We start from the raw sequence: 13395 nt of genomic DNA, 5'->3' as shown, positions 1-13395 counted from the left end.
GCACCGAGTGCGTGCCGGTCGGCCTGAAGGCAGGCACATGGCCCCCGACGTCGAGCCCGGCTCCGGGGACACCCCCAGCGATCCCGCGGACCTCCCCGTCCAGCCCGATGCGACTCCCGCCGACGCGACTCCCGCCCACGCGACGCACCTGCGGGTCGATGCCCACCCGGTTCCCGTTCGCCGGCCGGCCCGGGCCGTACCCATGATCCTCTCGACGACCCTCGTGCTGGGGTCCGCCATGACGGTCGGCTTCGTCGGGTCCTCGATCACGCACCGCGAAGGGTGGTCCGTGCAGTACGCGGCACCGGAGCCCGTCGCGGGCGCGGCGTTCGGGGTGCAGCCCGCGGCCTACGAGCCGCCCAGCGAGGACGTCCAGCTCGATCGCGTGGTCAAGATGCTCGACCAGTCCGACGAGGCCCTCGGTGGCGACGCGGCGGCGGTCTCGGCGACCGTGCTGCAGGCGCGGTCGGAGCTCGGGATGCTGCTCGCGACCTATCAGGCCCAGCAGGCCGCGGCCAAGGTCGCACCCGCTGCGGGAGGAGCTGCCGACGAGCCCGCTGCCGAAGCCCCGGACGGCCTCTCCACGGACCCCCTGCCGGCGACTCCTCCGGCACCTGCCCCGCTGGCGCCGGTGGCGCCGGTGGCGCCCCAGGTCCCCGGCGCCTCCGGTGCCGTCGACGGGCAGGGCCTCACGCCGTCGACCGGCACGACGCCCGCGGTCCCCGGGGCTACGGACCCCGCCCTGGCCTCGGCCGCCGCGAACCCGGTGGTTCCCGCGCCGACGAACCCCACCGGGTCGCAGGACCCGCTCGCGACCGGCCCCGACCAGGCAGCACCCGCGGGCCCCGGTGGGGACACGCCGTCGGGCACGGGGGAGGGCGCCCCCGCAGACGGCGCGGCCGACGGCTTCGACCCCGAGACGGGGCTGCCGGCAGGCGCCGACCCGACCGACGCCCCCGACCCGACCGACGACGAGGCGCCCACCCACGAGGGGCTGGTGACGATCGACGACGTCGTCGCCGCCGCCACCCAGCTCGCCGAGCTCATGGGGCCCGCGTACGCGCTCGCGGCCGTGGGGGTCGTCCCGGCGGACGGCCAGGTCCCTGCCGACATGACCCTGGCCGACCAGCTCGCCGCCGCGGTCGCGAAGTACGCGGACAGCACGGCGCAGTACGCCAACGGCCAGCTCCCCGACTCGGCGCTGTGCCCGCTCGCCTTCGCCCCCGGGCAGAGCCTGCGGTGCGACGCCGCCGAGCAGCTCGAGGCGCTCGCGGCCGAGTACCAGAAGGCGTTCGGCAAGCCGCTGCGCATCACCGACTCGTACCGCAGCTACGACGACCAGGTCGCCGTCAAGGCCGCCAAGCCCTTCCTGGCCGCGGTCCCCGGCACGTCGCAGCACGGGTGGGGCCTCGCGATCGACGTCGGCTCGCCGGTCTCGACCGGGACGAGCGCCGAGTACCAGTGGATGCGCCTGCACGCCCCGGACTACGGCTGGGACAACCCCACCTGGGCGCGTCCCGGTGGTCGCAAGCTCGAGCCGTGGCACTTCGAGTTCTACGCGGCCGGGGCCATGCCGGACCGGTACACGCCCGGGGCCGAGGGGACGCCGACGGCACCTGCCGTGCCGACCGTGCCCGCGAAGCCGACCTCCCCGCCGGCGACGCCCGCGCCGTCACCGACCACCCCCGCCCCGGCGCCGACGACCCCGGTCCCGACGGACCCGCCGACGACGCCCACCCCGACCCCGACCCCGACGGAGCCGACCCCGACGCCGACTCCCACGACGCCGGAGCCGACCCCGACGGAGCCGACCCCGACGACGCCGGCCCCCACGGACCCACCGACGACCCCGGCCCCGTCACCGACGTCACCGTCGCCGACCGAGTCCTCCGTGGCTCCCTCGACGTCACCGACGAACATCCCGTCGCCGACCTCCGTGTCCTGAGCCCCGCGCCCGGCCCGGGCGCCGGGCCGTGCGCGGCGAACGGCGCCCGCCCCCGGGAGGGACGGGCGCCGTTCGACACGGTGAGGTGGGTCAGCAGGTCTCCCAGGTCATGCACCCGCTGTTCTCGAGGGTCGGCTCGACCGGGGTGTCGTCGGCCGGTCCTTCCTCGAGGTAGGTCGAGCGCCACGAGGTCGAGAAGGACACTCCCGGCTGGGCAGGGGGTGGGTTCTCCGACGTCGACGACTCCTCCAGCAGGCGCCCGGTCGTCGGCTCGATGACGAGGCGGTAGACCGTCGAGGTCTCGTCGCGTCGTTCGACGAGCGTGCCGCTCCGGCCCGTGGCGTCGGTGCTACCCGGTGTGACGGTCACGTTCGGCAGCCCGGACACGACGTCCACCAGAGCGGAGCGCAGGGCGGGCGGTGCCGGGCTGGGAGCCAGCAGTCCGCGCACGGCGTCGAAGATCTTGTCGTCGTCGGTGCCGCTGCCTCTCTCGGGGTCGACGCTGTCGCGGAGGAGCTGCTCGAGCACCTGGGGTTCGGTGGGCAGGTCGTACAGGGTGTCCCAGTCGACCAGGACCCGCTCTCCGTCGATCACGACCTCCCCCCAGCTCGCCGGTCCCACGCCTGCCGCGGTCGACGGGTCGCCGTTCGTCAGCAGGAGTCCGGGGTGGTCGTGCCCCCTCCAGGTCTCCATGCGCTCGACGTGCGTGCCGCCCTCGTCGCCCACCCTCACGGTCTCCGTCTCGCTGAGCGAGTACCAGAAGGCGGCGTCTGGCCAGCCGGGATCGACCGTCGGTGTGGGCATCGGTGCGTCGAGCGGGACGAACGGGGCGCCCGCGGAGGGGGCCTCGGCGGTGGCCCAGGGCTGCGCCTGGACCATCCATCCGGTCGCGACGAGCACGGCGGCGACGGCGGCGGTACCACCGGTTCGCACGACGGCCCGGCGGCGCTGCACCCGGGGGACGATCTTCGTGGTGTCGACCGCGAACGTCGGCACGAGCGTGTCCACGTGCTCGCGCAGCCGGGTGCCGTAGTCCTCGTTCTCGGTCATGATCCGCTCCTCGTGGGTGTCGTGGGTGTCGTGGGTGTCGTGGGTGTCGTGGGTGTCGTGGTGTCGTGGTCGGCGCTGGTGAAGTCGGGTCGTCCGAGCTCTGCGCGCAGCTGGGCGAGCCCTCGGGAAGCCGTCGACTTGACGGTCCCGAGGGAGACGCCGAGGTCCTCGGCGACCTCGCGTTCCGAGAGCCCCTCGAGGTGCCGCAGGACGACGATGCGTCGCTGCCGGGGGCTCAGCGTCGCGAGTGCCCGGACGAGCTGGTCCCGGTCGGCGTGCTGGTCGGTCACGGGAGCCGAGCCTCCCTCCGGGAGGTCGGCGGGCGCGACGAGGACCTCTCGGCGGCGCCTGCGCCAGGTGTCGATCCGCTGGTTCGCGAGGCTCTTGCGCGCATAGCCGAGCGGGTCGCGTCGCCTCGCGACGGACCAGGACTGGTAGGTGCGCATCAGCGCCTGCTGCACGAGCTCCTCGGCCTGGTGCTGGTTCCCGCACAGGAGCCAGGCGGTGCGGGACAGGGCGGGCAGCGCGTCCGTCATGAAGGCCGTGAACTCGGCCTCGCGATCGGTGCTGGTGCCGGCGACCGGGACGAGCCGCAGCAAGGTCCCGTCCGGATCCGTGGGTTCGTCGTCGGGGGCGGTCTGCGCCGCGGTCATCGCCATCGTCATGATGAGAACACGCACCGGGTGCACGAAAGGTTGAGATCGATGGCGACGGGTCGATTTTCGGTCGCGGCCCGCCCGTCGGACCCCGTAGGGTTGCCCTCATGTGGATCTGAGCCTGCTCGCGAGACCCCTTCCCTCGCGCCCCGACGTCGCCCCGCGACACGGCCCTCGTCGTGTCCTGGCTGCGCTCGACGTCGGTCGGCAGCCTCCCGTGCCGCCGTGGCGCCCTCTTCGTCAGGTGATTCCATGCCCCAGTCCTCTTCCGCCCTCCTCACGGCCCTCGACCTCGCCAAGTCCTACGGCGACCGCACCGTCCTGGCGGGGGTGAGCCTCGCCGTCGACCCCGGCCACCGGACCGGGTTGGTGGGCGAGAACGGCGTCGGCAAGTCGACGCTCCTGCGCCTGCTCGCGGGGGTCGAGGACCCGGACTCCGGGGTGGTCACGCGCCCGCCGGACCTCGGCTACCTGCACCAGGAGTTCCCGTACGGCCCGACGACGACCGTCGGCCAGGTCGTCGAGGACGCCCTCGCGGGGGTCCGGGAGATCGAGCGCGAGCTCGAGGCGGCCGGGGCTGCCCTCGCGCACCTGTCCGACGCCGGGTTGTCAGAGTCAGCGAGCGGTATGGGCCACGCTGGTTCTGACAACCCGCTCACCGCGGCCTACGACCTGGCGCTCGCGCGCGCCGAGCAGTCGGACGTCTGGGGAGCCGACGCCCGTGCGGCCCGCGCCCTCGCGGGCCTGGGCCTCGACGTGATCCACCGCGACCGCCTGGTCTCGCGGCTCTCGGGCGGGCAGCGCACACGCCTGGGCCTCGCGGCGCTCCTCGTCCGCCAACCCGGTGCGCTCCTGCTCGACGAGCCGACCAACCACCTGGACGACGAGGCCGCCGAGTTCCTCGCGTCGGCCCTGCGCGCCCTGCCCGGAGCCGTGCTGCTCGCGAGCCACGACCGCGTGTTCCTCGACGAGGTCTGCACCGAGATCCTCGACCTCGATCCCTCGCAGGAGGCCAGCTCCGCGGGTCGCACGGGCGGCACCCTGTACGCGGGCAGCTACCGCGACTACCTGCGGGCCAAGCGCGTCGAGCGTGCCCGCTGGGAGCAGCAGTTCGCGGCCGAGCAGGACGAGCTCAAGGCGCTGCGCCGGTCGGTCGCGACGACGGCCCGCAACGTCTCGCACAACCGTGAGCGCGGCAACCAGTCGAAGCTGCTCTACGACGCCAAGGGTGAGCGCGTGCAGTCGCAGGTCTCTCGGCGCGTGCGCAACGCGCAGCAGCGCCTCGACACGCTCCAGGCCGAGCAGGTGCGCAAGCCCCCGGAGCCGTTGCGGTTCGCGGCGCCGCACCTGGTGCGCGCGCGGGCCGCGAGCTCGTCGCCCGGGCGGTCGGGCGGTCGACGCGGCTCCCAGGGGGCGTCGAACGGGACCGACGGCCTGGCGCTGTGGGCGCGCGACGTCGTCGTGCAGGGTGGGGCGACCGCGCCGGACGACGCCTCGCCCGCCCGCCCCCGCCTGGACCTGCGGGCCGCCGGCGTGCCGTCGATCGACCTGGCCCCGGGGGCCAAGCTGCTCGTGACCGGGGCCAACGGGTCCGGCAAGTCCACGCTGCTGCACGTGCTGGCGGGCGACCTCGCGCCGTCGTCGGGCACCGTGGGGCGCGCACGGGGCGTCGAGGTCGCCCTGCTCGAGCAGGACGTCCGCCTGCACGACGACGCGCGCACGCCGCGCGACCTGCTCGCCCTCGTGACGGGGCAGGACCCCGCGGACCGACCGCACGTCGACGCCCACGGGCTCGTCGCGCCCCGCGACCTTGACCGGCCGCTCGGGCTCCTGAGCGTGGGCCAGCGGCGGCGTGTGGTCCTCGCGATGCTCGTGACGCAGGCCCCCGACGTGCTGCTGCTCGACGAACCGACCAACCACGTGTCGCTCGCGCTCGCGGAGGAGCTCATGGCCGCGGTCGAGACGTGGCCCGGGGCCGTGGTCGTCGCCTCGCACGACCGGTGGCTGCGCCGTGGCTGGAAGGGCGACGTCGTGCACCTCGGCTGAGGCGACGAGCGGTTGTCGGCGGAGCCGTCGGCGCCCCTCAGACGGGCACGGTGAGCTGCGCGCGGATCTCGCGCACGACCTCCTTCTGGACCTCGACGGGCGGCGACCCGTCGGGGTGCAGGCCCAGCAGGGTCGCGAGCCGGAGCTGCGCCTCCTGGAGGTCGGCGAGGCGTCGGCTCTCGGAGCGCCCGCCCGCCCGCCGCGCAGCCTTGCGGGCCGCGCGGCGGGCGTGGACCGAGCGCAGGGCGGCCATCTCGCCCGAGGTCACGACGTCCTCGGGCTGGTCCGCGAGGACCGTCTCGAACCAGCGGTGGTCGATGTGCCGCGCGTACCGGAAGACGAGCACGAACGCGAGGATCAGGACGACGTACTTGACGACGACCGACGCGAACGCACCGGCCTCCGACGACGGGAAGAAGATCTCGGGGGCGTTCCACGCGAAGTGCAGCACCCAGGCGAGCGCGTAGGCCGCGACCGCGACCGTGACGCGCCGCGCCGTGGAGACCCGGAACGCCACCAGGGCGTAGGCAATGCCGAAGCCCGCGATCGCGGTGAACATCGCGTGCCCGCCCAGGCCGACGAGCACGCGGCTCAGGCCGACCTGGAGAGCGCCTACGGCGTCGGCGTTCGGGTCCATGATCGCGCCCTGCACGATGTAGCTGATGTTCTCGCTGACCTCGAACCCCAGCCCCACCATGGCGCCGTAGACCAGTCCGTTGAGCGGCCGGGTCACGTGCGCCCGGCCCGCGTACAGGACCAGGACCACGCCGAGGAGCTTGACGAGCTCCTCGTCGGTCGGTCCGACGAGGGCTGCCGACCAGGAGGCCAGCCCGACGCGCTCGAGCGCGGAGATCAGGTGGTCGTTCGCGACCACGACGATCGTCGGGGCGGCCACGAATCCCCACGCGTAGGCCGCGAGGAGCATGCCGGCGGGCTCGTCCTCGAACAGGTCGAGCCGCCGGACGACCGCCGTGAGGAGCAGCGTGACGAGGGCTGCGAGCAATACCCCGATCGCAAGCCCCTCGGGTGTGAGGAACGCGTCCTGGCGGGCGACCCGGAGCATCCCGATGCCGGTCACGACCAGGCAGACCCAGTAGAGCCAGGTCGCCCACTGGTAGTGGGGGAAGAGGGCGCGCCGTCGTCGCCCGGGCGCGCTCGTCGGAAGGACGACCGGGACGTTGCGCGGGGCGTGGTCGGTCATGAGATCGTCACGGCCTTCACCAGGTCCGCCACGGCCTCGGCCTGCGCCTGCAGGTCCGACGCCGTCCCGTACGCGAGGATCGACACCCCGCCCTGTGCGTGCTGCGCCGTGGCCTTGACCGTGAGCGAGGCCGCCTCGGGACCGCTCGACCGGAAGACCCCTGAGACCTCGGCGGGGTCCCCGTCGGACACGATCTGCGCGTCGTACAGGGTCGTGCCCGTCGAGAGCTCGGCGAGCCGGGCCCTCCGCGTGAAGAAGACGTTCGGGTTCTCGACGCCCGAGACGACCTCGATCTGGACCTCGACGCCTCGGCGGTCGACCGTGAGGCTGGCACCCTCGAACGTCGACTCGCTCGCGTCCCCCGACGCGCTGATGTCGGCCGTCGTGGACCATCCCGCGGGAAACCGGATCGTGGCGGTCGAGGCGCCGTCCGAGACGGTCACGACCCGTCCGGCCGCGATCTCGGTCTCGGTGGGCGGGGTGCCCTCGTCGACGGCGGTCGGGACGAGCCACAGGGCGACCAGGGCGAGGAGGACGAGCGCCGTGGCGACCGACCCCACCCGGTCCATCCCGAAGCGCCCGCGACGCTCGGGCCGCAGCAGCGGAGGCGGTTCGGGGCGCATCGTCCTCCTCGTGGTGGGTCCCGCCGGTCGGCTCGGACGTCCCTCGATGCAAGCACCGGGACGTGCTCTCCGCGACCGGGGGGCCGGGTGAGGTCGGGGTGCGGCAGGTCGTCCCGCCGGTGCCGGCAGGTCCGCGGCGCGGGCTCTTCGGGGACGGCGCGAGGAGGTGACGTGGACGACACGTGGTGAACGGCTCCCCGCGCGGTGAGTGTCGGCGGTGAGCCCTAGGGTCGGTGGCATGAGCGAAGAGCGGGCACGCGCCGCACTGGAAGCGTCCGGGATCGACTTCACGATCACCCGGCACGGGCCGGTGGGCTCCCTCGAGGAGGCTGCGGCAGCGCGCGGCATCGACCCGGCGAACATCGTCAAGACGCTCGTGGTGCGCCGCGGCGACGACGACTACCTGTTCGTCCTCGTGCCGGGCGACCGGACCATCTCGTGGCCCAAGCTGAGGTCTCTCCTGGGGGTCTCGCGCCTGTCCATGCCGGACAAGGAGGTGGCCCGGGAGGTCACGGGCTACGAGCGGGGCACCATCACCCCGTTCGGGTCCACGACCGAGTGGCCGGTCGTCGCGGACTCCCGTGTCGTGTTCCGCGAGGCGGGCGACGCGCCCGAGGCGGGCGACGTCGTCGGGCAGGACGAGAGGGGCGAGGATCTCCTCGGAGAGCCCGACGGCGCCTCCCCGCTCGTGTCGATCGGCGCGGGCGCGTTCGGGGTCGCGGCGACCGTGGACGGTGCACGTCTTGCGAAGGTGTTGGGCGCGCAGGTCGCGGACGTGACCGAGCCGGTCTAACCTCTCAGAGTTTGACCTTCAAGGATCCCGACCCCGGGAACACCTTTCATTGCCCGATCGTTGACCAGGAGGACGGTCCGCGAGGCCATCCTCACCGACTGACGGAGCACGAGAAGAGCATGACCATCCCCAGTACGTACGACTCAGGAATCAGCTTCGAGGCGACCCCCGAGGGGTCGCTCATCACCCTGTGGGGAGAGATCGACGCCGCGCTGCGGGACCGCGCGAGCGACGCCATGGCGCAGGTTCTCACGCACCCGGGACCGGTGACGATCGACGTCGGGCGCGTGACGTTCATCGACTCGTCCGGCATCGCCTTCATCCTCCAGGTCTACATGCTCGGCTCCGAGGACGGGCGTGCCGTCGTCCTGCAGGACCCGACCACCTCGCTCGAGGACCTGCTCGAGATGATCGGCATGGCCGGGACCATCCCCGTGGTGCGGACGGCGACCGCAGGGTCGTAGTCGGCCGTGCCGTGGCGCGGGCGGGGAGACGACGAGGTCGCCCCGCGCCGGGCTGTGGGTGGTGCCCGCTAGCGTTCGGTCCATGCGCATCCTGCACACCTCGGACTGGCACCTCGGTCGCACGCTGCACGGCGTCGACCTGCTGGACCATCAGGCTGCGTACCTGGATCACCTCGTGGACGTCGTCCGCGCGGAGGGCGTCGGCGCGGTCGTCGTCGCGGGGGACGTGTACGACCGCGCGATCCCTCCCGTGGACGCCGTGAACCTCCTCTCGGACACGGTCGCGCGGCTCGCGGAGCACGCGGACGTCGTGCTCACGCCGGGCAACCACGACTCGGCGATCCGCCTGGGTTTCGGGGCGTCGCTCATGCGGGCGGGCGTCCACTTCCGCACGCGCGTGCCCGACGTCGGCACGCCCGTCGTCCTGGACCCCGCCTCGCGCGGTGGCTCGGGTGGGCGGGTCGCGGTCTACGCGTTGCCCTACCTCGACCCGGACGCCGTGCGGTGGGAGCTCGCGGACGACTGCCGTCCCGAGGTGGTGCGGGCATCCCCCGTCGAGGACGGGACTCTGCGGCAGGACCGTGGTCCGTTGCCGCGCTCGCACGAGGCCGTGACGGCCGCGGCCGTGCGGAGGGTCGCCGGGGACGTCGCGCGCCGCCGTGCGACCGGCGGCGACCGGCTGCGGAACGTGGTCGTGGCGCACGCGTTCGTCGTGGGCGGGCAGGCCTCGGAGTCGGAGCGCGACATCCGGGTGGGCGGCGTGGACTCGGTGCCCGCCGGGGTGTTCGGGGGAGTGGGTGTGGACTACGTCGCCCTGGGGCATCTGCACGGCCCGCAGACGGTCACGGTGCCCCGTGTTCCACGTGAAACCACAGGTCAGGATCAGGACACGGCGACGATCGCCCGCTACTCGGGGTCGCCCCTCGCGTACTCGTTCTCGGAGATGCACCAGAAGAAGTCCACCGTCCTGCTGGACCTCGACCCGACCGGAGACGCCAGGACGCAGCTGCTCCCGGCGCCGGTCCCGCGGCGTCTCGCGGAGGTCACCGGGACGCTCGACGACCTGCTCGGCGCGGCCGGTGACGCGTACACCGACGACTGGCTCCGCGTGTTCGTCACCGACTCCGCACGACCCGCCGAGATGTACGCGCGCGTCCGCGCCCGCTTCCCGCACGCGCTCCAGGTCCAGCACCGCCCGCCGGTGACGGCCGAGCGCGAGGTGATCTCCGTCGTCGGGCAGGGGCGTGACCCGCTCGAGGTCGCCCACGAGTTCGTCGAGCACGTGACCGGGGCCGGGCCCGACACCGCCGAGAGCGCCGCGCTGGGCAGCGCGCTCGATCGTGCCCTCGCGAGCGAGCGGAGCGCCTGATGCACCTGCACACCCTGACCCTCCAGGCGATCGGGCCGTTCGCCGGGCGGCACGTCATCGACTTCACCGAGCTCGCGACCTCGGGCATCTTCCTGCTCGAAGGTCCCACGGGCGCCGGGAAGTCGACCATCATCGACGCGGTCGTGTTCGCGCTGTACGGCAAGGTCGCGTCCGAGGCCGCGAGCGAGGACCGGCTCCGCTCGGCGTACGCCGCCCCGGACGTCGAGTCGTTCGTGGACCTCGTCTTCGAGACCGGGTCGGGGGTCTACCGCGTGCGACGGACCCCGGAGTTCCAGCGCGCCAAGAAGCGCGGCACGGGCACCACGACCCAGCAGGCTGGCGTCACGCTCTGGCGGCTCGCCGGGGCGGACCAGGCCGTGGCGGCGCCGGGAGGCGACGCCGACGACGTGCCCGGCGACCTGCTCTCGACGCGGCTCGACGAGGCCGGGCTGGAGATCCAGCGGGCCGTCGGGCTCGACCGCCGACAGTTCGTCCAGACCATCGTGCTCCCGCAGGGCGAGTTCGCGAGCTTCCTCCGGGCGGACCCCGAGCATCGCCGCAGCCTGCTCCAGAAGGTCTTCGGCACCGAGGTCTACGACCGCGTGCAGACCGAGCTCGCGGCCCTGAACCGCGAGGCCCAAGGGTCCGTGTCCGCCGCGAAGGGGCTTGCGACCGGGGCGATCGAGAACTTCGTCGGTGCTGCAGGTCTCACGAGCGAGGCGGCAGCGATCCTGCGCGAGGCCGCGCGCGACGACGTCCGGCTCGCGGGGCCGCTCGACACGACCGAGGAGCCGGTGGGCGAGAGCGACCTCGACGTCGGCGACGGTGATGCGGACGGCGACAGCGGGGCCGGCGCCGACGCTGCCGAGGTCGCGGCCGTCGCCGACCAGGACGTGTCCGTCGCTGCTGTCGCCCTGCCGTCGGTCCGGACCCTCGTCCACCGGCACGTCGCGGCGATGCAGCGGACGGCCGACGAGCTCGGCGCACGCGAGATCTCGGCCAACGGGGTGCTCCTCGCGGCCCGGGACGCCTTCGAGGCGGCGCGCACGCTCAGCGGTGCGGTGGTCCGTCGCGACGCGCTGCTCGCCGAGCGGGCGGTGCTCGACGCGTCGGCCGACCAGGTGGCAGCGGACCGCGAGATCCTCGCGGCGGCGCAGCGGGCCGCCGTGGTGGAGCCTGTGCTCGCGGGCGCCCGCCGAGCCGCGACGGAGCACGCCGCCGCGCACGAGCGGCTCCTGCTCGCCCGCACGGGGGTGCCGGAGTCGCTGGCCGCGGCCGACGTCACGGCCCTCGACGTCCTGCGCTCGAGTCTCGCGGCTGCGAGCACGCGCCTCGCGCGGCTCCTGCCCGTCGGCGAGTCGTTGCCGATCCGGGAACGCGACCTCGTCGACGGACGCAAGGAGGTCGAGCGAGACCGCGAGGAACGCGCACGGGTCCTCGCGGACCTCGAGGCACGACCCGCGGAACGGGCCGAGCAGGAGTCGCGCCGAGACGAGCTCGCCGACGTCGCCGGACGTCTCGGCGAACGGCAGGAGAAGGTGCTCGCGGCCGAGTCCGTGCTGCGTGCGGCCCGCCAGGCCGTCGAGACCGGCACTGCTCTCGACACCTCCCGGGCCGGTCAGGAGCGGGCGGTCGCCGACGCCCGGTCCGCGTCCGAGGTCGAGCACACGCTGCGCACGGCCTGGCTCGGCGGGATCGCGGGGGAGCTCGCGGCCGTCCTGGAGCCCGGGGACGCATGCCCGGTGTGCGGTGCGCACGAGCACCCCGCCCCCGCCCGGACGAGTGACGAGCACGTCGGACGGGAAGCGGTCCAGGCTGCCGAGGCCGCTCGGCGGGCCGCCGAGGAAGCCGTCGCGGCGGCCACCGCCGAGGTCGCGATGCTCACCGAACGCCTCGACGGGCTGTCGCGGTCTGCCGGAGGCGTGGGCGTCGACCAGGCGCAGGTGGCGCTCGCCGAGGCCAAGGAGCTCGTGTCGGCGTCCTCTGCGGCCGGCACCGAACGGGCCGAGGCATCCGCGGCTCTCGCGGGCTTCGACGCCGAGACCGCGAACCTGACGACCCTGGCCTCGACCCTTGCCGAGCAGGTCGCGGGCGACAGCGCGCGCCTCGACGCCCTCGCCGCGGGGATCGAGCAGGACCGCCGGGACATCGCCGCCGAGCTCGACGCGACCGGGCCGCTCCTCGCGGACGCCGACCTCCCGGACCCGTTGGCGGACGAGGGGGCGCCCTCGAACCCCGTCGCGGTGCTCGCGGCAGCGATGCGCGACCGCGACCTCGCCGTGAGCACCCTGCTCGACGCCGAGTCCGCGGTCGCCCGGACGTCGGCCGCTGTCGAGGCCCGGGCGACCGAGGTCGCTGCGATCCTGGCCCAGGCCGGGTTCGAGGACGAGCAGCAGGCGGTCGACGCCCTCGTGCCGGCGGAGCGCCGCTCGGCGCTCGAACGTGGCCTCCGCACGGTCGACGCGGACACCGAGCGCATCAGGCGGGGGCTCGCCGAGGAGGCGATCGTCTCCCTGCCCGCGGACGTGGACGTCGACCTCGACGGGGCGCGTGACGCCGTCGGGCAGGCGGAGGACGCCGAACGGATGGCCGCGCTCCGGGCGAACGGCGCGTCCCGGCGCGCGACCGCAGCCGCGACCGCCGCGACCGAGATCGAGTCGACCCTGACCGTCTGGGTGCGCGCCCGGCAGGACGCCGCGCCCGTCGCCCGCATGGCCGCGCTCGCCGCCGGGTCCGGCAGCGACAACGCCAAGGCCCTGTCGCTCGCGACGTACGTGCTGGTCAGACGGTTCGAGGACGTCGTCGCGGCGGCCAACGAGCGGCTCCGTGAGATGTCGGACGGGCGCTACGAGCTCGAACGCTCCGACGAGAAGGAAGACGTCCGCACGCGCCGGACCGGCCTCGCGATGAAGGTCCTCGACCACCGCACCGAGCAGGCACGCGATCCCCGCACGCTCTCGGGCGGCGAGACCTTCTACGTGTCGCTGTGCCTCGCGCTCGGCATGGCCGACGTCGTGACGGCCGAGGCCGGGGGCGTGGACCTCGGGACGCTGTTCGTCGACGAGGGCTTCGGGACGCTCGACCCCGAGACCCTCGAGGCGGTGCTCGGTGAGCTGGGCAAGCTCCGCGCAGGTGGTCGGGTCGTCGGCGTCGTCTCGCACGTCGACGCGCTCAAGCAGTCGATCGCCGAACGCATCGAGGTGCGGCGCCTCACGAACGGGTCGAGCACGCTCACGGTGCGGGCGTAG

The 13395-nt window shown here is 74.1% G+C and carries 10 protein-coding genes; 6 read left to right on the top strand and 4 right to left on the bottom strand.

Going from position 1 to position 13395, the window contains the following annotated elements:
- Positions 1–37 precede the first annotated feature (37 nt).
- Complete coding sequence (locus tag JOD49_RS10660) at positions 38–1945, top strand: M15 family metallopeptidase (RefSeq protein ID WP_205307170.1); 1908 nt, start codon at positions 38–40, stop codon at positions 1943–1945.
- A 90-nt stretch (positions 1946–2035) separates the two neighbouring features.
- Here the strand turns inward: JOD49_RS10660 and JOD49_RS10655 are convergent, their stop codons facing one another.
- Both JOD49_RS10655 and JOD49_RS10650 read right to left on the bottom strand, forming a co-directional pair.
- Positions 2036–2995, bottom strand: a complete 960-nt coding sequence (locus tag JOD49_RS10655) for a hypothetical protein (RefSeq protein WP_205307169.1) — start codon at positions 2993–2995, stop codon at positions 2036–2038.
- Positions 2992–3675: a SigE family RNA polymerase sigma factor gene (locus JOD49_RS10650; protein WP_307822493.1), complete on the bottom strand. Its 684-nt coding sequence runs from the start codon at positions 3673–3675 to the stop codon at positions 2992–2994. Before JOD49_RS10650 ends, JOD49_RS10655 begins: the two co-directional genes overlap by 4 nt.
- 228 nt (positions 3676–3903) lie before the next feature.
- On the opposite strand from JOD49_RS10650, the gene JOD49_RS10645 reads away from it, so the two are divergent.
- Complete coding sequence (locus JOD49_RS10645; RefSeq protein WP_205307168.1) at positions 3904–5697, top strand: ABC-F family ATP-binding cassette domain-containing protein; 1794 nt, start codon at positions 3904–3906, stop codon at positions 5695–5697.
- 37 nt (positions 5698–5734) lie between these two features.
- On the opposite strand, the gene JOD49_RS10640 is transcribed toward JOD49_RS10645, so the two are convergent.
- Together JOD49_RS10640 and JOD49_RS10635 are read right to left on the bottom strand one after the other, a co-directional pair.
- Positions 5735–6898, bottom strand: coding sequence for a PrsW family intramembrane metalloprotease (locus JOD49_RS10640; protein WP_205307167.1), 1164 nt, complete (start codon positions 6896–6898; stop codon positions 5735–5737).
- Positions 6895–7521: a hypothetical protein gene (locus JOD49_RS10635; protein ID WP_205307166.1), complete on the bottom strand. Its 627-nt coding sequence runs from the start codon at positions 7519–7521 to the stop codon at positions 6895–6897. Before JOD49_RS10635 ends, JOD49_RS10640 begins: the two co-directional genes overlap by 4 nt.
- Before the next feature lie 238 nt (positions 7522–7759).
- Between JOD49_RS10635 and JOD49_RS10630 the strand changes: the two genes are divergently transcribed.
- The 4 genes from JOD49_RS10630 to JOD49_RS10615 all read left to right on the top strand — a co-directional run bounded on the left by JOD49_RS10630 (position 7760) and on the right by JOD49_RS10615 (position 13395).
- A complete protein-coding gene (locus JOD49_RS10630) occupies positions 7760–8314 on the top strand; it encodes an aminoacyl-tRNA deacylase (protein ID WP_205307165.1) in 555 nt (184 codons plus the stop codon).
- 119 nt (positions 8315–8433) lie between these two features.
- Positions 8434–8778 carry an STAS domain-containing protein gene (locus JOD49_RS10625; RefSeq protein WP_205307164.1) on the top strand — a complete coding sequence of 115 codons (345 nt, stop codon included), beginning with the start codon at positions 8434–8436 and terminating at the stop codon, positions 8776–8778.
- Between the two features lie 82 nt (positions 8779–8860).
- Positions 8861–10147: an exonuclease SbcCD subunit D gene (locus tag JOD49_RS10620; protein WP_205307163.1), complete on the top strand. Its 1287-nt coding sequence runs from the start codon at positions 8861–8863 to the stop codon at positions 10145–10147.
- On the top strand, positions 10147–13395 hold the full coding sequence (locus JOD49_RS10615; RefSeq protein ID WP_205307162.1) for an AAA family ATPase: 3249 nt from the start codon (positions 10147–10149) through the stop codon (positions 13393–13395). Before JOD49_RS10620 ends, JOD49_RS10615 begins: the two co-directional genes overlap by 1 nt.

Source organism: Oerskovia jenensis (assembly GCF_016907235.1).
Taxonomy (GTDB): Bacteria; Actinomycetota; Actinomycetes; order Actinomycetales; family Cellulomonadaceae; genus Oerskovia; species Oerskovia jenensis.
Note: the sequence above shows the minus strand (reverse complement) of the source record. Positions and strands in the feature narration are given on the sequence as shown.